General features: G+C 57.6%; 14 protein-coding genes. 10 read left to right on the top strand and 4 right to left on the bottom strand.

What is annotated here, in order from left to right:
- Positions 1–352 precede the first annotated feature (352 nt).
- The 6 genes from rocD (at position 353) to ftsY (ending at position 9,813) form a co-directional block, all read left to right on the top strand.
- Positions 353–1,552: an ornithine--oxo-acid transaminase gene (rocD, locus tag QNK41_RS15540; protein WP_319258504.1), complete on the top strand. Its 1,200-nt coding sequence runs from the start codon at positions 353–355 to the stop codon at positions 1,550–1,552.
- 13 nt (positions 1,553–1,565) lie between these two features.
- Positions 1,566–2,483 (top strand): ornithine carbamoyltransferase, encoded by a 918-nt coding sequence (gene argF / locus QNK41_RS15535; RefSeq protein ID WP_319258503.1) that lies wholly within the window; start codon positions 1,566–1,568, stop codon positions 2,481–2,483.
- Positions 2,483–3,424: a carbamate kinase gene (locus tag QNK41_RS15530; RefSeq protein WP_319258501.1), complete on the top strand. Its 942-nt coding sequence runs from the start codon at positions 2,483–2,485 to the stop codon at positions 3,422–3,424. The genes argF and QNK41_RS15530 overlap by 1 nt, the downstream gene beginning before the upstream one ends.
- A gap of 13 nt (positions 3,425–3,437) precedes the next feature.
- Positions 3,438–4,376: an aspartate carbamoyltransferase gene (gene pyrB / locus QNK41_RS15525; protein ID WP_319258499.1), complete on the top strand. Its 939-nt coding sequence runs from the start codon at positions 3,438–3,440 to the stop codon at positions 4,374–4,376.
- A 488-nt stretch (positions 4,377–4,864) separates the two neighbouring features.
- The gene (gene smc / locus QNK41_RS15520) at positions 4,865–8,476 is read left to right on the top strand and encodes a chromosome segregation protein SMC (RefSeq protein ID WP_319258497.1); all 3,612 of its coding nucleotides are present in this window, start codon (positions 4,865–4,867) and stop codon (positions 8,474–8,476) included.
- Between the two features lie 176 nt (positions 8,477–8,652).
- A complete protein-coding gene (gene ftsY, locus QNK41_RS15515; RefSeq protein ID WP_319258494.1) occupies positions 8,653–9,813 on the top strand; it encodes a signal recognition particle-docking protein FtsY in 1,161 nt (386 codons plus the stop codon).
- A 158-nt stretch (positions 9,814–9,971) separates the two neighbouring features.
- On the opposite strand, the gene QNK41_RS15510 is transcribed toward ftsY, so the two are convergent.
- The 4 genes from QNK41_RS15510 to QNK41_RS15495 form a co-directional block, all read right to left on the bottom strand.
- Positions 9,972–10,547 (bottom strand): hypothetical protein, encoded by a 576-nt coding sequence (locus QNK41_RS15510; RefSeq protein ID WP_319258492.1) that lies wholly within the window; start codon positions 10,545–10,547, stop codon positions 9,972–9,974.
- 148 nt (positions 10,548–10,695) lie between these two features.
- On the bottom strand, positions 10,696–11,493 hold the full coding sequence (locus tag QNK41_RS15505; protein WP_319258489.1) for an alpha/beta hydrolase: 798 nt from the start codon (positions 11,491–11,493) through the stop codon (positions 10,696–10,698).
- 122 nt (positions 11,494–11,615) lie between these two features.
- The gene (locus QNK41_RS15500; protein WP_319258487.1) at positions 11,616–12,404 is read right to left on the bottom strand and encodes an exodeoxyribonuclease III; all 789 of its coding nucleotides are present in this window, start codon (positions 12,402–12,404) and stop codon (positions 11,616–11,618) included.
- Positions 12,405–12,755: 351 nt separating this feature from the next.
- Positions 12,756–13,421: an endonuclease III gene (locus tag QNK41_RS15495; RefSeq protein ID WP_319258485.1), complete on the bottom strand. Its 666-nt coding sequence runs from the start codon at positions 13,419–13,421 to the stop codon at positions 12,756–12,758.
- Between the two features lie 206 nt (positions 13,422–13,627).
- On the opposite strand from QNK41_RS15495, the gene lexA reads away from it, so the two are divergent.
- The 4 genes from lexA to QNK41_RS15475 all read left to right on the top strand — a co-directional run bounded on the left by lexA (position 13,628) and on the right by QNK41_RS15475 (position 19,855).
- A complete protein-coding gene (gene lexA, locus QNK41_RS15490) occupies positions 13,628–14,251 on the top strand; it encodes a transcriptional repressor LexA (RefSeq protein WP_319258483.1) in 624 nt (207 codons plus the stop codon).
- A gap of 197 nt (positions 14,252–14,448) precedes the next feature.
- Positions 14,449–15,261, top strand: coding sequence for a DUF72 domain-containing protein (locus QNK41_RS15485; RefSeq protein ID WP_319258481.1), 813 nt, complete (start codon positions 14,449–14,451; stop codon positions 15,259–15,261).
- Positions 15,262–15,510: 249 nt separating this feature from the next.
- Positions 15,511–16,683, top strand: a complete 1,173-nt coding sequence (locus tag QNK41_RS15480; RefSeq protein ID WP_319258478.1) for a hypothetical protein — start codon at positions 15,511–15,513, stop codon at positions 16,681–16,683.
- Between the two features lie 142 nt (positions 16,684–16,825).
- Positions 16,826–19,855: a DNA polymerase III subunit alpha gene (locus tag QNK41_RS15475; protein WP_319258476.1), complete on the top strand. Its 3,030-nt coding sequence runs from the start codon at positions 16,826–16,828 to the stop codon at positions 19,853–19,855.
- Positions 19,856–19,992: the final 137 nt, after the last annotated feature.

Genomic DNA, 19,992 nt, shown 5'->3' with positions numbered 1-19,992 from the left:
GCTCGAATTGTAAGCGGTAGTCGTCGTTCACTCACGGGTTCCGTCTGAATCAGTTCAAATCGATACTTGGGCGTTGTTATCTTGTGATTGCCGCCCAATACCTGGACAGACACTTTTTCTACTTTGGATTGCCTATGCCACCTATTCCGCTTAATAAAGGTTGACGGTTCCATAAAACGTCCGATATTTGCGTTACGCTTCATCCCTCGTCACTGCGACGTACAGCTAGTACGCCTCACTCCTCGGGATTCGCAAGCCTTGATCTCGAACGTTTTACGAAACCGTCGGAATGCGATTTACACATTCATCAAATACAACCCGGCATGGCACCGGGCAACAGAGGAGGGGACAAATGAACACCCAGGAATATCTTGATCTTGAAAACGAATTTGGCGCCCACAACTACAAACCCCTGGACGTCGTCCTGACGAAGGGTGAAGGCGTTTGGGTATGGGATGTTGACGGCAAACGATACCTGGACTGCCTGGCGGCCTACAGTGCAGTCAACCAGGGCCACTGCCATCCGGCGATCATGAAAACTATGATGGCCCAGGCCCAGAACCTGACCCTTACCTCCCGGGCTTTCCGCAACGACCAGCTGGGTTATTTTTACAAGGAAATCTGCGAACTGACCCGCTCCCACAAAGTGCTGCCCATGAATAGCGGCGCCGAAGCGGTGGAAACCGTGATCAAAGCAGTTCGAAAATGGGGCTATCAGGTCAAAGGCATTCCCGAAGACAAGGCGGAGATCATCGTCTGCGCCAACAACTTTCACGGCCGCACCATCACCATCGTGGGATTTTCCACCGACCCGACGGCCCGCAGTGGATTTGGACCATTCACCCCGGGTTTCAAAATCATCCCCTTCGGCGATGCCGATGCCCTCGAAGCGGCCATCACGCCCCACACCGCCGGTTTTCTGGTGGAGCCCATCCAGGGTGAAGCCGGCGTCATCATACCAAAGGCCGGTTACTTCAAAACCGCCCGCGAAATCTGCGACCGCCACAACGTCGTGCTGATTCTCGACGAAATTCAGACCGGCCTGGGCCGCACCGGACGGCTTTTGGCTGAAGAGCACGAGGGCATCGAGGCCGATCTCACCCTGGTGGGGAAAGCCCTGTCCGGCGGCTATTATCCGGTATCCGCCGTCCTGTCCAATAAAGAGGTCATGGATGTACTGCAACCCGGCGAGCACGGATCCACATTTGGTGGCAACCCACTGGCCTGCGCCATCGCCCGCACCGCCATCCGGGTGCTCAAGGAAGAAAAGATGATTGAAAACGCCAGCGAAATGGGTGATTATTTCCTCGCCGGTCTGAAAAAAATCCAGAGCCCACACATCAAAGAGGTCCGCGGCCGTGGCCTGATGTTAGCCATGGAGCTGTTTCACGAAACGGGTGGCGCCCGACCGTTCTGCTACAAGCTGGCCGACAGGGGTATGCTCTGCAAGGAAACCCATGAGAATACCATCCGCTTCGCCCCGCCCCTGGTTATCAAAAAAGACGAAGTGGACTGGGCACTGGAACAGATCGATGCGGTGATGAAAGCATAAAGGAGGAAAACCCGTGAAACGCGATTTTCTGCATGTTACCGATTTTAGCACCGACGAAATCCAGGCAACATTCGCCCTGGCCAAAGAAGTCAAGGCGCGTCTCAAACGCCGGGAGGACTACAAACCATTCAAGGACCATTCCATGGCCATGATCTTCGCCAAGCCGTCTGCGCGCACGCGGATTTCCTTTGAAACGGGATTTTTCCGCATGGGCGGCCACGCCCTTTATCTGGGACCTTCGGACATCTCCATCGGCAAACGTGAGGCGGTCAAAGATATCGCACGGGTGGTGGCCCGTTACAACGATGTGATCATGGCCCGGCTCTTCGCCCACGAGCATGTACTGGAACTGGCCGAATACGCATCGGTACCGGTGATCAACGGTCTGACCGACTACAATCACCCCTGTCAGATCATGGCAGATATGTTCACCATTCTGGAGCACCGCGGCCACCTCAATGACCTGAAGGTGGCCTACGTGGGCGATGGCAACAACATCGTGCACTCCTGGCTGCGCCTGGCCCAACGATTGCCCTTTCACTTTGTCTGCGCCTGTCCGGACGACTATGAGCCCGACGCACAGACCATTGCCGACACCCGACAGGCGGGCCTGTCGGAAATAGAAATCAGCCACGACCCCAAAGCGGCCGTCAAGGACGCCGATATCGTCTATACGGACGTGTGGGCCTCCATGGGGCAGAAAGATGAAGCCGACACGCGCAAAGCACGTTTCCAGGGGTTCCAGGTCAATGATGAACTGATGGCTGCTACCGGCAAGGACAGCCTGTTCATGCACTGTCTGCCCGCAGAACGCGGCGTGGAAACCACCGACTCGGTACTCGAATCCGAGGCGTCGATTGTCTTCGACGAGGCGGAAAACCGAATGCATGCCCAAAATGCCATCCTTCTGAAAATTTGCGAAAAAGCCTGATGAATAAAAAAGCCAATCAGAAGCCTGTGCTGCTGGTCGCCCTGGGCGGAAACGCCATGATCCAGAAGGGGCAGACCGGCACCGTGGAGGAGCAGTTCGACAACCTGAAGATCCCAATCAACCAGATCGCCAGGTTGTCAAGGGACTACCGGGTCATCATCACCCACGGCAACGGTCCCCAGGTTGGCAATCTGCTGCTTCAGCAGGAATGTTGCGACACGGTTCCGCGGCTGCCGCTGGAGATTCTCGTGGCCCAGACCCAGGGGCAGATCGGCTACATGATCGAATCGACCCTGGACGAAGCCCTCATGGCCATGGGCATCAACAGCCAACCGCTGGTGAGCCTGATCAGCTATGTCGTGGTGGACGAAACCGACAAGGCCTTCCAGTCGCCCTCCAAGCCGGTGGGACCGGTATTTTCCAAAGAAAAGGCCGCCACCCTGCCCTATCCAACGATCAAGACCCCCAAAGGCTGCCGGCGCGCAGTGGTATCCCCAAAACCGGTGACCATTGTTGAGAAACGGGAGATCAGGACCCTGATCGATGCGTCATTCATCGTGATCTGCTGCGGTGGCGGCGGTATTCCGGTGGTGCGCGCCGGACGCACATTCGATGGCGTGGATGCCGTCATCGACAAGGACCTGGCCAGTGCCTGCCTGGCGGAAGAGGTGGGTGTAGACCTGTTCATCATGGCCACGGATGTGGACGGCGTGGCCCTGAATTTCGGCAAGCCCGATGAACGCTATCTGACTTCGGTCAGTCTCGCGGAGTCGGCCAAATATATCATCGATGGCCATTTCTCCGCCGGCGCCATGCTGCCCAAGGTGGAAGCAGCCATGCAGTTCGTCGGCGGCGGAGGCAAACGGGCGGTTATTACCCGGGTCGACCGCATCGTCGATGCGGTGGCCGGATTGGCCGGAACCGAATTCGTTAATAATTAAGGAGGCCGGTACCATGGCAGCTTTTCCGTTGGCGCACGTGATTGAATCCCAGCAGTTCGACCGGGAGCTTCTGGAAGTTGTTTTCCAGACCGCCGACCAGATGAAGGCGGACCTTTTGGGTGAACGCCGCTTTGCCAGGTCACTGGATGGCAGAATCATGGCCTCCCTGTTTTACGAACCCTCCACCCGAACCCGCTTTTCATTTGAAAGTGCCATGCTGCGTCTGGGCGGGGCGGTGATCACGACGGAAAACGCCCGGGAGTTCTCCAGTGCGGCCAAGGGGGAAAGCCTTTCCGACTCGACACGAATCATGAATGGTTATGCAGATGTAATCGTCATGCGCCACAATGAGGCGGGCAGCGCGGCCCGGGCTTCGGAAATTTCCTGTATCCCCGTAATTAATGCCGGCGACGGCGCTGGCCAGCATCCAACCCAGGCCCTGCTGGACATGTATACCATCATGGACGCCTTCCCGGAAAAAAACAGCCTGAAAATTGCCATGGTGGGTGATCTTCGCTACGGGCGAACGGTAAGGTCCTTGTCTTATCTGTTGACCAAGTATGAGAACGTGGAAATCATCTTCGTGTCGCCGCCAGTCTGTAAAATGGAGGGAGACATCAAAGCCTACCTGGATAAAAACAACGTTCCGTGGCGCGAAGAGACAGACCTGGCCGAAGTGGCCCCGGAGGTGGACTGCGTCTATATGACCCGCATCCAGAAGGAGCGGTTCCATGACCCCGAAGACTACAAAACCGCCGCCGGCAGATATATCCTTACCCCGGAACGGGTCCGGACCATGAAACCGGACGCCATCATCATGCATCCGCTGCCCCGGGTGGACGAAATCCCCAAGGAAGTGGACGACGATCCCCGGGCGCAGTATTTTCAGCAAGCCATGAACGGCCTGTATATCCGCATGGCGCTGCTGTATTTGCTGCTGAAAAAAGATTAGCTCGTGTCCGTTCAGAAACGGCATCTTGCGGCCCAGGCCGGCGTTCTCACATTTCCGCAATCCTCGACGTAGCGCTGCTACGCCTGCGGTTTCAAAACCGTTGCGGCCTTGGCCTGAACCAAAATTCACCATTTCTGGACGGACACGCCTGATGCCAATTGGCCGTTTTTCATTCAACGTTGGACGGTTAATAGTCGACGTTGGCTGTTCATTTTCTTAGCCGTCCCTTTTTACTCCTCCCTACACCAGGAACTTACACCACATATAGTGGCGCAAATCATGCTATAACCCCCCAAATTGTGCTTTCCACTTTACAACCACCAGCCATGATGGTATCTGGATACCAGCAATCGCCCAATCCGGCGACCGCTTCTGGTATTTCAACGGCAATCAACATTTTCGATTACTATTTTGCCTTCGGGCGTAACAGCTGTTGTTGACCCTGATCGAGCGTTGATCGCTGGACAGGCAGGCAGGAGCAGGCAACGATGAAACTTAAAAAACTGGATATTGTCGGGTTCAAATCCTTTTTTGAAAAGGCCAGTATTGCCTTCCCCCCGGGCATCTGTGCGGTGGTTGGGCCCAATGGCTGCGGCAAAAGCAATGTAGTGGATGCCCTTCGCTGGGTTATGGGCGAACAGAGCATCAAGCAGCTTCGGGGCAAGGACAGGGAAGACATTATCTTTTCCGGCGCCAGCGGCAAGCCGCCCCTGAACCTGGCCGAAGTCTCCCTGACCCTGGTCAACGACAACGGCAGCATGCCTGAGGAATTCAGGGATTTCAGCGAGGTAATGGTGACCCGCCGGCTTTACCGCAGCGGCGAAACCGCTTACCTGATCAACAAGCAGCCCTGCCGCCTCAAAGACATCCATAACATCTTCATGGGCAGCGGCGTGGGCGCCCGCACCTACGCGGTAATCCAGCAGGGAAACATCGGCGCCATTACCGACGCCGGCCCCGACGAAAGGCGGGTCTTCATCGAGGAGGCAGCCGGCGTCACCCGCTACAAGATGCGTAAAACCGAAGCCTTGAGAAAGTTGAACGCCACCAACCAGAACCTGCTGCGGGTCAAGGACATCGTCACCGAAATCGACCGGCAGATGGCCGGGCTCAAGCGCCAGGCCCAGCGGGCAGAGCGATTCAAAAACCTCAAAGCCGAGGCGCGGGAGGTAGACGTCCGGCTCATCCGCTATCGCGATTCCGACCTGGGTCGTCAGATGGACGAGGCCGGCAACCTGCTCAAATCGCTCAAAGACGAAGACATTGGCCAGAGCACCCGACTCCAAAAAATCGATGCGGCCATCCAGGCCATCAAACTCAGGCGTTCTGAAAAGGACCGTGAGATCGCCTCTCAGAAGTCCCGCAAATTCGACATTCAGCGCAAGATCGACCGCATGGAGGCAGACCTGGCCCACATGCGAACGGACCGGGAGCGGCTGATGCGCGAGGTCACCGAACTTGATACGGCTCGGACCGATCTGTCGGCCAAAAACAGCACGATCGACTCAGAGATCGAGGGAGTCCAGCAACAGCACCGGAGTCTACAGTCCCAAATCACTGAGATGAAAGCAACCATCGCACTGGAAAATACCGATTCATCCGGCCTGCGTGGACGCATCGACACCTTGAATCGGGCGATGGAAACCGGCAAGAACGACCTGATGAAAATGGTGGCCGAGGAGGCCCGGGTCAAAAACACCCACCAGAATGCGGCCAACAACCGCGATAACCTCAAGCGCCGGCTGAAACGCACCGACGAAGAAGCCCTACTGGCCGAAAAAACCATGCGGGAAGCCACCGGGCGCCGCGAGGCTGCCGATGCCGGACTGACCCAGGTAAAAAACGAAATCCAGGATCTGGAGGGTCAAATTGTGTCCCTGAAAGGGGGCCTGGATGCCGCCATAGCCTCTCTGTCCGCCCAGGTCAAGACCACCCAGACACTGGATATGGAGCGCAACAAGGCCCGCAGCAGCCTGGCCACCCTGAAAAAGATGGAAGCCAACCTGGACTGGTATAAAGACGGGGTCAAGGCCATCCTCAAGGCCGCCAGACTGGAAACACCGCAACCGGAGTTCACCCGACCCACCGGAATCGTCGGGCTTCTGGCCGACGTGATCGAGCCGGCCCCCACCTATGAAACCGCTGTGGAGGCGGCCCTTGGCGAATCCCTCCAGTATATCCTGGTGCAGGACCAGCCCTCAGGTGCCGATGCCATCGGCTATCTGCAGCAAACTCAGGCCGGACGATGCGGATTCATCCCTGTGGGCGGCATGCGAGCCGTGGACGATCGCCTGGACAAGCAGCCGGAACCAGACCGCCTCCTGCTGAATCACGTGCGGGTCAAGGATGGTTTCGAATCGGTGGCCGGTGCCCTGCTTGGACATGTGGTGGTCGCCGACACCCTGGACATGGCCCGCGAGATTTTCAATCGCAATGGCAAGGTGCAGACCGTGGTCACCCGGGGCGGCGACCTGCTATCCCACCAGGGAGTGATGATCGGGGGCAGCCCTGATAAACTGTCGGGCATTTTGGCCAAAAAACAGGAAATCAAATCTCTGGCTGCGCAGTGCGACCGGCTTGACGCCCAGGTCGAAGCGGCTCACACCCTCCAGACGGAAATGGAAGTCCAGGTCCGCGGCCTTGAACGGCAGTTGCAGGAAACCATCGGCGAAAAAAGCCGTGCCGCCCAAGACGCCATGGAGGCGGAAAAGGCCCTCTACCGAGCCGACGAAGACCTGAAAAATGCCCGGCGGCACCTTGAGATTGTCCGCCTGGAACAGGAACAGCTCATGGGCGACGAGATGGACCTGGACGAAGAGATCAAGCGCTACCACGCCCTGCTGGAAGCCATGGCCCACAGCGTCACCGAGGCCCAGGAACAGGTGGCCCGCACATCGGTCCAGATCGATGAAACCGCCTCGAAACTGGAAGCCTTCAACCAGCGGATCGTAGACCTGAAGCTCAAACTCACCTCAGCCAGCGCCAACCTGGACAACTGCACCGGTACGCTTCGCCGGCTGAAAGATTTCCAGGCAGACGGGATCCGACGTCTCGAACAGCTCTCCCATGACATTACCACTAAAACCGAAAAGATCGAAGGAACCGGCAAACGCAATGAAATCATCAACCGGGATCTTGCCGCCCATTACGACGCCCTTAAGCAGATAGACGGCAGGTTGGGCGCCGATGAAAAGGCGTTCGGTGACATCGATGCCCGATTAAAGGAGAATGACGCGCAGATATCCCAGATCCAGAACCAACGCGAAGCACTTCATCAGAAAATCCGCATGTTGGAAATGGATTTGGCCGAAAAACGAATCAAGCGGGAAAATCTGGAGAACCGCTGCCAGGAATACTACCACTGTAGCATCGCCGAACTCGGCAAATCCTATGAAGAGCCGGATGAAACCGGTCAACAGAGCCCTGAGGAACTGGAAACTACCCTGGCCGCCATCCGTCAGAAAATCATAAATATCGGTGACGTCAACCTTGAGGCGATCCGTGAATTCGAGGAGCAAAAGGAGCGCTACGATTTTCTGTGTGAACAGCGGGACGATCTCATAAAAGCCATCGATGGCTTGCACAAGGTGATTCGCAAGATCAACCGCATCACCCAGGAGCGGTTTCTGGACACCTTCAACCGCATCAATGAAAAACTCCAGGAAGTGTTTCCCCGGCTGTTCGAAGGCGGCACCGCCCGCCTGGAGTTGACCAATCCCAGCGAACCGCTGGAAACCGGGGTGGAATTCTTGGTTCACCCGCCGGGCAAAAAACTCACTCGCATGAGCCTGCTTTCCGGTGGCGAGAAGGCGTTGTCGGCCATCAGTTTCATCTTTTCCATCTTCTTGCTCAGACCGGCATCCTTTTGCCTCATGGATGAAATCGATGCACCGTTGGACGACGCCAACGTCATGCGCTTCAACAACCTGATGAAGGTGATCGGTGAAAAATCCCAGATCATCATGATCACCCACAACAAAAACAGCATGGAGTTTGCCGACACCCTGTTCGGCATCACCATGGAACAAAAGGGGCTGTCCAAGGTCGTGTCGGTAAACCTGGACCGCGAAAACCACTCAAAGGAACTCACCGCCGCATAGCACCATTGATCAACGCACAAAAAGCCAGATTTCAGACGGCTTCGTAAAAAGTTCAAGATCAAGGCTTGCGAACCCTTGAGAAATGAGGCGTACTTATGGTACGCCGCAGTGACGAAGGGTGAAGCGTAACGCAGATATTGGACTATTTACGAAGCCGTCATCATTGAAGGACATCCATGGCATTCAACTGGTTTAAAAAGAAGAAGGACAAGACGGCTAAATCAGAAGCACCGGACAAACCCGATGAGGAAGCAGCCGAATCGCCGCGGACTGATGACATTGCCGATGAGGCCTTTCATGAACCGGAAGCACCCATCGACGAGGTGATCGAACCGCAAGCGGCGGCAGAACGTAGAGACAACCTGCAAGTTCCAAAAGAAGAAGCGGCGTCACCGCCGCCACCAGGGGATGATGCACCCGCTGAGAAAAAAGGCAAGGGCCTGTTCACCCGCCTGAAGTCCGGGCTTTCCAAAACCCACAAGATTCTCACCACAGATATCGATGACCTGTTTCTCGGGAAAAAACTGGTTGACGACGACATGTTGGAGGACTTGGAAGAGCTGTTGATCACTGCGGACATGGGTGTCCGGACCACCATGGACATCATGGAGCGGATCGCGGGAAAACGGTCGCGCATCGCCGGTGCCAAGGAATTGAAAGCAGTCTTGAAAGAAGAGATCCTGGCCTATTTCGACGTCCCCCCAGGTCAGGCAGCCGAGACCGTTGCCAAACCGCACGTGGTCATGGTAGTGGGCGTCAACGGGGTGGGCAAGACCACCACCATCGGCAAACTGGCCGCTCACGAGTCCCGTCAAGGCAAGAAGGTGTTGATTGCGGCCGCGGATACGTTCCGGGCAGCGGCCATCGAACAGATGGCAATCTGGGCCGAACGGGCCGGTGCGGACCTCGTCCGCCACAAGGATAACGCCGATCCGGCAGCAGTGGCCTACGACGGTGTCGATGCCGCTATCTCCAGAGGAACAGACATCGTCTTCGTCGACACCGCCGGCCGTCTGCACACCAAGGTAAACCTGATGGAGGAGATCAAAAAGATCCAGCGCACCCTTGCCAAACGGCTCCCCGACGCGCCCCATGAAGTGCTGTTGGTGCTGGACGCCACCACGGGCCAGAATGCCCTGTCACAGGCCAAGATGTTCAACGAGGCGCTGGGTGTCACCGGCATTGCCCTCACCAAGCTGGACGGCACGGCCAAGGGCGGCATCGTGGTGAGTATCTGCAGCAGCCTGAACATCCCCTTGAAATATATCGGTGTGGGAGAAAGCGTGGAAGACCTTCAAGCGTTCGATCCGAAGCAGTTCGTGGAAGCGTTATTTTAAGACTTGGCAGGATTCAAGTGAAAGGCTCAAAAATGGTAAAGCGCAATACCCCCGACATACATCCTGCGGGCTCTGTGCAATGAACCAGAGGGTAGGAACAAGATCGCCGAATAAAGATCCTTGAACCCCTGACCCCTGGAATCCTCGAACCCTTTTTTTCAAGTCCCGGCCATCTGGCGGCCGGTCTTTCGATAGAACTCCAGGCCGATAAACCCTGACTTTTTTATTTGGTTGGCCGATTCAAAGGCCTGGATGGTTTGCAAGGCATTAACCTCGATGCCGGGCACCGCCACAACCGGGCATATGTATTGCGCCCGCCGGTTCTTCAACCCCGACCCTTGGAGATCGGTCTCGGTCAGTATGCCAAGCAGGGTATAATTGCTGGCCGCCCCGGCCAGCACCGATATGACCGACGGGTTGCACCTCAGGTTGTTTAAAAATAGATCCAGTGGATTGCGGGCCCATCGGGCACTGAATACCCAGCGGCTGATTTTCTTCGGATACCCGCTAAGCTGCCATTCTGAGACCCGCCGGTTATTGATCACCGCCACGGCAGAAAATTCACAGGACAGGCCTCTGGCCAAGGTGGAATCACGGTTGTAGCTCAGATATTGCAGATTCTGGGTTTTATCGGGCATACCGCCGATCACCAGCACATCTTTCAGCAGCGGGTCGTTCGGCTTCACCACCCGTGCGACCGAATGGATGAGATCATCGATATAATTGTTTTTCAACCTGGCACCCTCCCGACTCCAACCCTTCCCACGTTGTGATCCAGTTCCATAGTGTTAACTGACATTTCACTCGACTGTCCGTCAACTGCTTTTTAAGAAAGCTAAAAAAATGTACCTCTTGTTTTTTCTGCGCAGTCATTAAAGGTTTCTATGCTTTGACCGCCCCGGAATGTGATCGCTGCCGTCGGACGAAGTCCACCACCTGCCGGACATACATCTGCGGGTAGTGCTCGAAAATATTGTGTCCGCATTTGGGGAAAACCAGCAGTTCGCCCCGGGTTGAATGGTGATAGAAGTCAATCCCCTGTTCGACATCGAAAAAATAACCCCGGTCCGGGTACATGACCAGGCTCGGACAGGTCACCTGCGAAATGGCCGGTCGGAGATCGAAAAAACCGTTTTGGCTGTAGCACCCGCCCCCTTTGGCACAGATATCGTAAAATACCTTCCCCCGGTCGGCACCGTGCCAGCGAATGTATTTTTTCTGGAGTTCCGGCGCCAGGTCTTCAAAGGTTGCCGGCAACTTCTGACGGTTGAACGCCTGCATGGAAATAATACTATGGCACAGCGTGCTGGCAGTCACGAGGGTACTGACCTGATCCGGGAATCGAACGGCATAGTCTACACCCACTACCCCCCCTTCGCACTGACCGACGATGTGAAAGCGATCGATCCCTAAAAGGGCCAGCAGTTCGGCCATTGCAGACACGCTGTGTTCGCGGAAATTCTCATCCACATAGTAGCCGGCGAAGTCAGCGCCGCCTTCCGAGCGACCGAACCCACGCCGGTCATACAACAGCACCTGGAAACCGGCCGCGACCAGCATCGGATGAATCCCATCCCACATCATGCCGCAGGAGAATCCGTTGTGCAGCAGCACGAGGGTCTCCCCTTCCCCGTGGATTTCGTAGTACGTGTCCAGACCGTCTATTTTCACAATTGGCATTGGCAATTCCTCAACCGCTCATTGACCGGTATCGTCTGCGTTCGCATCATCCGGGTCAGAGACCACCCCCCCAACAGTTAACCTTCAACCATCAGTTTTTTTGCGTATCAATCAGATATTATTTAGATTTCAAGAATTAAACCGACCGGGCAATGATCCGATCCAAAGATGTGGTTGTCGATGAACGCGTCTTTGACCCATCCTTGCCGGATGATGTCATCGGAAACGAAAAAGTAGTCGATGCGCCAACCGGCATTGTTTTTTCGGGCATTGAAGCGGTAGGACCACCATGAGTATTTCACCGTATCGGGGTAGAGGTGACGAAACGTGTCCACGTAGCCCATCCCGACGATGCGGTCAAGCCACTCGCGCTCGATGGGCAAAAAACCGGATCGCTTGGAATTGGGCCCGGGGTGCTTCAGGTCGATCTCGTTGTGGGCCGTGTTGAAATCACCGGTGATGATCAGGCTTTTTCCCTGTTTACGCAATCCATCGGCGTAATCGAAAAAGGCCTGGTAGAAGTCCAGTTTGTATTGAAGGCGCTCATCGCTGGCCTGGCCATTGGGAAAATAAACGTTAAAAAGCGTAAATGCATCGAATTCCAGTTCCACAATGCGACCTTCATCATCGAACCGGGGGTTGCCGATGCCATGGCGCACCGCCTTGGGAACCAGGCGTGAATAAGCAGCCACCCCGCTGTACCCTTTTTTCACCGAGGAAAAGGAAAAGGCGGCCTCGTAGCTATCGATGGCCTTCATGGTTCGGGTCAACTGGTCCTCCTGGAGCTTGGTTTCCTGGAGCCCCACGATGTCCACATCCAGACTGCGGATGGATGTCAGGAAATCTTTTTTCATGACGGCCCGGTAACCGTTGACGTTCCAGGAGATCAGCTTGATGATTTGCTTGGGCATAGGGTTGCCTCCTAACCCGGATAAACCGGAAACAACAAATTGCAAGCACCAAATTTCAAATAAATAACAAACGCCAAACTACAAGATCGAAATCTCAAAAAAGAGAAAAATCTATGGTTGCTGCCATTATCGATATTCGCCTTTGGCAATGGTTTAACGGAAAATCCGTAACACATTAGCGAATTGGAATATCCTCTCTTCAAGATCATGAAGTTTGGAATTTTGGGTTTTTGTCATTGTGATTTATTTGTCATTTGGCTTTTGGCTATTGTGATTTAATTGTTTTTTGATTTTGTAATTTAGTTGTCTGTTAAGTTGTTTCGTTGGAACGCGATGGATGAATCGAGCCCATCAGCGGTGGCGGTCCACCCCGATCCTCGGGCACATGTCGGCCACCGGGCACCGGCTGCAAAAAGGGGAAACGGGCCGGCACAACACCTGGCCGAAGGCCACCAGCAGTTCGTTGTAGCGGACCCAGTGCCGTTTGGGCAGTTTCTTTCGCAGGGCCAGTTCGGTCTTGTCCGGCGTCTTCGCCTTGACGTAGCCGATGCGGTTGCTGATCCGGTGCACGTGGGTGTCTACACAGATGGCCGGGATCTTGAACCCTTCCACGAGAACCAGATTGGCGGTCTTGCGGCCCACACCGGGTAAAGCGGTCAGTTCCTCCAGGGTATCCGGCACTTTACCGCCGTAGCGGTCCAGCAATATCCGGCTGATGGACCGCAGCCGCTTGGCTTTGGTGGGGTAGAACCCCACCGGGTAGATGAGTGTTTCGATTTCCCGCGCCGGCAGCTTCACCATCGTTTCCGGCGTCCGTGCCACAGCCAGCAACCGTTGGGCAGCCACACCGGTCACTTCGTCCTTGGTGCGAAGGGAAAGCAGGGTGGAAACCAGCACCTCGAACGGGGTGGCACCGCGGTTGGCGATGAAGGTGATGATGGGCGGGTTCCACTGGCGATAATTGGATTCGATGGTGGCTATAAAACGGTCGATATCAAAGGTGCGTTTTCTGGTCATGACAATCGGTTCTTTCCGGATCCATGGGAGAGATGGGCGGCTGCGGCATCAACTTGCATCCATACACCGACCGACCGTTCAGGTAAAGTCCCAAGTCGAGGCCTGCTGTTTTGTAAAGTAACATAAACACAATAAACTTTACATTGACATTTACATTTTACTTTTTATAATGGGAACAGCAACGCATCGATGCGTGGGGAGGCAAAATGGAACCCGAACTGACACCGGGACAGAGACGGCTTTTTGACTATCTGAAAAATATCATCGAACGCACCGGAAACGCACCCAGTCTCCGCCAGGCGGCCCAGGATCTGGGCGTGAGCCACGCTGCCATCTCCCAGGGCTTGAAGTTGCTGGAGCAAAAAGGGGTGGTGAAGCGCCAAGGCCGCTACAGCCGGACCCTTCACCTGATCAGCCCCACCGGCGAAACGGCGGCGGCCCAGCGGTGGCGGGAAGTGCCGGTGGTGGGCCGGGTCACCGCCGGCCTGCCCCTGTACGCCCAGCAGGAGTGGGAGGGCGGTCTGGTGCTGGACCGCACCCTGTACCGCGGCCAACACCTTTTCGCCCTGCGGGTGCAAGGGGATTCCATGAAAGGGGCGGGTATCCTGGACGGGGACATGGCCGTGTGCGCACCGCGCCAGTACGCCGAAAACGGAGAGATTGTCGTGGCCCTGATCCATGCTGAAGAGGCCACGATAAAACGGTTTTTTCTCCACCGGGACCATGTCGAACTGCGGCCGGAAAACCCCGATTATCCGGTCATGCACTATGGGTTTGACGAGGTGCTGATTCAGGGCCGGGTGATCGGGATACAGCGGGTGATGGATTGATGAGACATCCAATATCTGCGTTGTGCGGCACCCTTCATCACTGCGGCGTACCGATGTACGCTGCCTACGGCACCCGCGATAGCGGTATTCTCAGGATTTGCACGCCTTGACCTTGGACGTCTCATCAATCCGTCGGCCACCGGCATTTCCGGTTTTAACCATTCTGATTTTCACGCATTCTTCGAAAATTAAAGACGATGGAAAATATAGATAACAATCCAAACCGAATTCTGGTGGGAACCAGCGGATACGCCTACAGCGAGTGGGTGGATGCCGGCTTCTACCCGCCGGGCACCGGCTCCGCCCGGATGTTGGCACACTACGCCCGTATCTTCCCGGTCACCGAGATTAACTATACATGGTACCAGATGCCCAAGGCTCCGGCCATGGACCGCATGCGCCGCAAGGCACCAGAAGGTTTTCGCTTTGCCGCCAAACTCACCCGCACCCTGACCCACGAGGTGGACGCCAACGGTTGGCCGGCCCAGGCGGTCCTGTACCGCGAGGGTGTCGCCCCGCTGGTGCAGTCGGGTCAGCTTTTGGCCGTACTGGTACAGTTGCCGCCCTTTTTCCGGCGCAATCCGGAAAACCGCCGCTACCTGGCCCGCCTGCTGGATGCCCTTTCCGGCCTGCCCCTCGTCGTCGAGTTCCGCCACGCCTCCTGGGTCACCGACCGGGTATTTGCTTCCCTGAAAGAACGCCGGGTAACCCTGGCATGCGTGGACACCCCGGAACTAAAGGACCTGTTCCCGCCCCTGGCCATGGTCACCAATCCGGACCTGTTCTACATCCGTTTCCACGGCCGCAACGCCACCGGCTGGCGGTCGGGCAGCATGCAAAAGCAGTTCGACTACGACTACAGCAACGACGAACTGGCCCAGTGGTCCCGATCACGCATTCCCGAAATGATCCGGCAGGCAGCCACCGGCCTCATTTTTTTCAACAACCACGTCCGCGGCCAGGCACCGAAGAATGCCCGGATGCTGATCGAACAACTGACGGAGGACTGAAGACGGAGGACAGATGACAGGGAACCGAGGACAGAAGACGGAAGACGGAAGACAGATCGCGGCTGGAAGCCGCTCCAACGGCTTCCCAATTCCTCAATGTCGTTGTAAAGATCATCTTGCGGACGGATTCGTAAACCGTTCGAGATCAAGGCTTGCGAATCTCGAGGAGAGAGGCGTACTAAGCGTACGCCGCAGTGACGAGGGATGAAGCGTAACGCAGATATTGGACGGTTTACGGATCCGTCAATCATGGAACGATCCATTATTCACATCAACGTCGCCGACTTCGCCGTGGCCGTAGAGCGGGTGCTGGATCGCCGGCTCGACGGTCGGCCGGTAATCGTCGCACCGGAGAGGGCCGCTCGGGCCACGGTTTATGACATGAGCGAAGAGGCCTTTCAGGCCGGGGTGAGAAAGCGCATGCCTCTGAGCCGGGCCCTTCGCCGGTGCCGGGACACACGGGTGCTGCCGCCCCGCCCGGATCGCTACGGCCAGGCCATGGCCCGGATGCTGAAATCCGCCCTGCCCTACTCGCCCTTCATCGAGTCGGGTGAAGGGGACGGGCATCTGTTTGTGGATGCCACCGGCAGCAGTCGCCTGCTGGGGCCGCCGGTGGATGTGGCCTGGCGGCTGGGCCGCCGGATCCGGCAGGACCTGGGCCTGGCACCCATCTGGTCGGTGGCCACCAGCAAGCTCATCGCCAAAACCGCCACCCGACTGGTCAAACCCCTGGGCGAATACATCGTGGAACCCGGCGACGAAGCAGTCTTTCTGGCGCCCCTGCCCCTCTTCCTGGTGCCCGGCATCGAATCCAGCGACCTGGCACGATTGAATGATTTCAACATGATCCGGGTGTTTCAGGCCGCCACGCTCAGCGTCGATCAAATGCAGACCCTCTTCGGCCATCGGGGGCGGTTTATCCATGATCGGCTTCACGGCATCGATCCGTCGCCCGTTCGCCCCGTGGACCAGCCGCTGCCGAGGGTCATCGAATGCCGGGAATTCAGCGAAGACACCAATGACCGCTTGCAGATGGAACGCAGCCTGTACCGGCTGGTGGAAAGCGCTTGCCGACAATTGCGGCGCCAGGCCCTGGCCGCCCAGCGGGTCGCATTGGTTCTGGAGCACACCGACGGCGTCCGGCGGATCCGCCAGACCACGGCTAAACCGGCCACGGCCAACGATTTCACCCTCTTCGCCCATGCCCGGCGGGTGCTGGGTCTGGCCTGGACCCGCCGGGTCCGGCTGCGGCGCTTGACCCTGGTCTGCGACCGCTTGACCTATCCGCCGGCCCAGCGTCTTTTGTTCGCGCCGGAACGTCGTGTGGCGGAAAGACAGGACCGGCTGATCGCGGCCATGGACCGTATCCGCCGGCGCTTCGGCACCGACGCATTGGCCATGGGACGGACGCTGGCGGCGTAAGACGAAATTCCGAATTGTGGAATTGAAGCATTTGGGAATTAACCGAACAAATGACTAAGGTGAGATGACAGAGAACCGATCGCGGTTGGAAGCCGCTCCACCAATTCCCAATCCCCTAATCCCTTAATTCGGAATTCCGATCATGATTCCCCTAACCATCCGATCCCATTACTCCCTCATGTGGGGCACCGATTCGCCGGCAGCGATCTGCCAGGCTGCCCGGCGCATGGGATACGACCGTCTGGCCCTCACCGACACGGACAACCTCTACGGCGTGTTGAAATTTGTCAGCGCCTGCCATGAGGAAGGGCTCACCCCCATTGTGGGGGCGGAAATCACCGATCCGAACAAGCGAGACCGCGCCGTCTGCCTGGTTAAAGACGCGGCTGGATACGCCAACCTGTGCCGATTGATCACCCGGCGACACCGGGACCCGGCATTCGATCTGTCCACCAGTCTGCCCCATCTGTCCGCCGGCCTGCTGGTGCTGGTCAGCCACGCCGGCCTGCTGACGGCCTGGCACCGGGCCGGGGTCCACACGGCAGCAGCCCTGCCCCGGCATCCCCCATCCCCTTTCCATCCCCTGGTGCAGACGGCCCGAAGCCTGGACGTCCCACTGGTGGCCACACCGGGCAGCTTCTTTCTGGAGCCGGACGGATTCGCCGTCCACCGCCTGTTGCGGGCCATCGCCGGCAACACAACCCTTTCCCGACTCGGCCCGACCGACACGGCCCCGCAAGATGCCTGGATGGCACCGGCCACGGAATATCACCGGCGGTTCATTCATTGCCCGGAAGCCTTGGACAACACCTGCAAACTTGCCGAAAGACTGACTTTCACCGGCCCGTCGTTCGGCTTGGTCATGCCGCCGTGGGAAGGCAACGGGGGGCGCAACGCCGACGATTGCCTGCGCCGTGCCGCCTATGCCGGCGCCCGGAATCGATACGGGAAGGAACTGGGCGAGGCCTTGGTGGAGAGACTGGAACACGAGCTGGCCGTCATCGCCCGCATGGATTTCTCGGCCTATTTCCTGGTTGTACAAAAAATCGTGTCACAAAGTCCGCGCACCTGCGGCCGAGGATCGGCCGCCGCCTCTCTGGTGGCCTATTGCCTGAACATCACCAACGTCTGCCCGGTGAAGCACAACCTCTACTTCGGCCGATTCCTCAACCCCGGACGAACCGACCCACCGGATATCGACGTCGACTTTGCCTGGGACGAACGGGACACGGTCATCGACGGCGTGCTCGCCCGCTTCGCCGGCCACGCGGCCATGGTTGCCAGCCATGTTCTGTTCCAACCCCGCATGGCCCTGCGGGAGACGGCCAAAGTTTTCGGGATGCCCGATGCCGAAATCGGCAAAATCACCCGGCACCTGCCCTGGTTCTGGCAGCGGGACGAACTGGATGCGGGATTGCTGAAAAATCTGCGACAGCGCCCGGAAACCTGCCACCTGGATTTCGTTCACCCCTGGCCGCAGATCATGGCCCTGGCTCAGCGAATCATCGGCGTCCCGCGTCACCTCTCCGTCCATCCCGGCGGCGTCGTGATAACCCCGGGTTCCATCCACTGCTATGTCCCCATCGAAAACGCCCCCAAAGGGGTCCCCATCATCCAGTGGGACAAAGACGGCGCCGAGGACGCCGGCCTGGTGAAAATCGATCTTCTGGGCAACCGGAGCCTGGGAGTGATCCGGGATGCGCTGGCCAACGTAAGGACCAACGGCGTCGCCTTCGACGAAAACCGCTGGGTACCCGAGGACGATCCGGCCACCCGGGGCACCGTGGCCCGGGGCCACACCATGGGCTGTTTTTACATCGAGAGCCCGGCCATGCGGCTGCTGCACCAGAAAGCCGGCAACGGTGACTTCGACCACCTGGTGATTCACTCCTCAATCATCCGGCCGGCGGCCAACGCCTATATCCAGGAATATCTTCGACGCCTGCACGGCGGCAGTTGGGACCCCATCCACCCCCTGCTGGCAGACGTACTGGACGAAACCTTCGGCATCATGGTCTATCAGGAGGACGTCTCCCGGGCGGCCGAAGCCCTGGCCGGATTCTCCAATGCCGAGGCCGACGGCCTGCGAAAAATTATCGCCAAAAAAGACCGTCAGCGGCAGTTGGCCGATTTCCATGCCCGCTTCATGACCGGTGCCGCAGCCCGGGGCGTGCTTCCGGATCAGGCCAGTGCCGTATGGCAGATGATGATGAGTTTTTCCGGATACTCCTTCTGCAAGCCCCACAGCGCCTCTTACGCCAGGGTGTCGTTCCAGGCGGCCTTTCTCAAAACCCATCACCCGGCCGAATTCATGGCCGGGGTCATCAGCAACCAGGGGGGCTTTTACAGCACCTTTGCCTACGTCTCCGAGGCTCGACGCATGGGACTGGTCCTTGATCCGCCTGACGTCAACACCAGCCTGATCCGCTGGACAGGCAGGGATCGGCGTCTGCAGGTCGGCCTGATGGCGGTTGGCGGACTGGGCCAACATACCATGGAGAAAATCGTGGGATGCCGGCAGACGTCCGACTTCAAAGACATGACCGATTTTCTGGATCGCGTGCAGCCACATGAAAACGAGATTCGGGCCCTGATCAACTGCGGTGCCTTGGATAGACTGGCCACCGGGCATTCGCGAACCCAATTGCTGTGGGCCCTGGCCCGGTGGAAAGCGGATCAACGGCGGTCAACGGGGCAGACCGATCTGTTCGCAACCCGGCGGGGCAGCAGGGCTGCCATTTCGCCGCCCATATTCCCGCCGGAGGACGCCATGACACGCCTTCGCCGGGAATTCGCCGTTCTGGGTTTTCTGTGCAGCCAACACCCCATCACCCTGTTTGCCGGTGTCATCAAAATGATGCACACCGTGAAGGCGAGCCGCCTTCCAGACCAGACGGGTCGGCGTGTTCGGCTGGCCGCCTGGCTGGTCACCGGCAAGGTGGTGCACACCCGCCACGGGGATCCAATGGAATTTCTCACTTTCGAGGACGAAACCGGTATCGTTGAGGCCACTTTCTTCCCCGAGCCCTACCGCCGCTTCTGTCACATGCTAGACCGGAATCGACCCTACCTGCTGGCAGGAAAAGTGGAAGAAAATTGGGGCGCCGTAACCCTCACCGTGGATCGGGTCGAGCCAATAGTAGACAAAAGACGGAGACGTACGGATGATTGAACCGCGATAGCGAGCGCATTCCTCGCCGCTTGTCAAAGCAAAGCGGAGATCCCGTTACCGGGGTCGGCGCAGAGCAGAGATGCCGAGCAGCGGTGCGGCGGGGTTAGCGAGCGAACTGAAAATCGATTTTTTATCCT

Origin of the sequence: Desulfosarcina sp. (genome assembly GCF_033791525.1) — a bacterium.
Taxonomy (GTDB): domain Bacteria; phylum Desulfobacterota; class Desulfobacteria; order Desulfobacterales; family Desulfosarcinaceae; genus Desulfosarcina.
Note: the sequence above shows the minus strand (reverse complement) of the source record. Positions and strands in the feature narration are given on the sequence as shown.

Coding starts and splice junctions, on each gene's coding strand:
- rocD (WP_319258504.1), top strand. CDS start 353: ATGAACACCCAGGAATATCTTGATCTTGAAAACGAATTTGGCGCCCAC.
- QNK41_RS15530 (WP_319258501.1), top strand. CDS start 2,483: ATGAATAAAAAAGCCAATCAGAAGCCTGTGCTGCTGGTCGCCCTGGGC.
- pyrB (WP_319258499.1), top strand. CDS start 3,438: ATGGCAGCTTTTCCGTTGGCGCACGTGATTGAATCCCAGCAGTTCGAC.
- smc (WP_319258497.1), top strand. CDS start 4,865: ATGAAACTTAAAAAACTGGATATTGTCGGGTTCAAATCCTTTTTTGAA.
- ftsY (WP_319258494.1), top strand. CDS start 8,653: ATGGCATTCAACTGGTTTAAAAAGAAGAAGGACAAGACGGCTAAATCA.
- QNK41_RS15505 (WP_319258489.1), bottom strand. CDS start 11,493: ATGCCAATTGTGAAAATAGACGGTCTGGACACGTACTACGAAATCCAC.
- QNK41_RS15500 (WP_319258487.1), bottom strand. CDS start 12,404: ATGCCCAAGCAAATCATCAAGCTGATCTCCTGGAACGTCAACGGTTAC.
- QNK41_RS15495 (WP_319258485.1), bottom strand. CDS start 13,421: ATGACCAGAAAACGCACCTTTGATATCGACCGTTTTATAGCCACCATC.
- lexA (WP_319258483.1), top strand. CDS start 13,628: ATGGAACCCGAACTGACACCGGGACAGAGACGGCTTTTTGACTATCTG.
- QNK41_RS15485 (WP_319258481.1), top strand. CDS start 14,449: ATGGAAAATATAGATAACAATCCAAACCGAATTCTGGTGGGAACCAGC.
- QNK41_RS15480 (WP_319258478.1), top strand. CDS start 15,511: ATGGAACGATCCATTATTCACATCAACGTCGCCGACTTCGCCGTGGCC.
- QNK41_RS15475 (WP_319258476.1), top strand. CDS start 16,826: ATGATTCCCCTAACCATCCGATCCCATTACTCCCTCATGTGGGGCACC.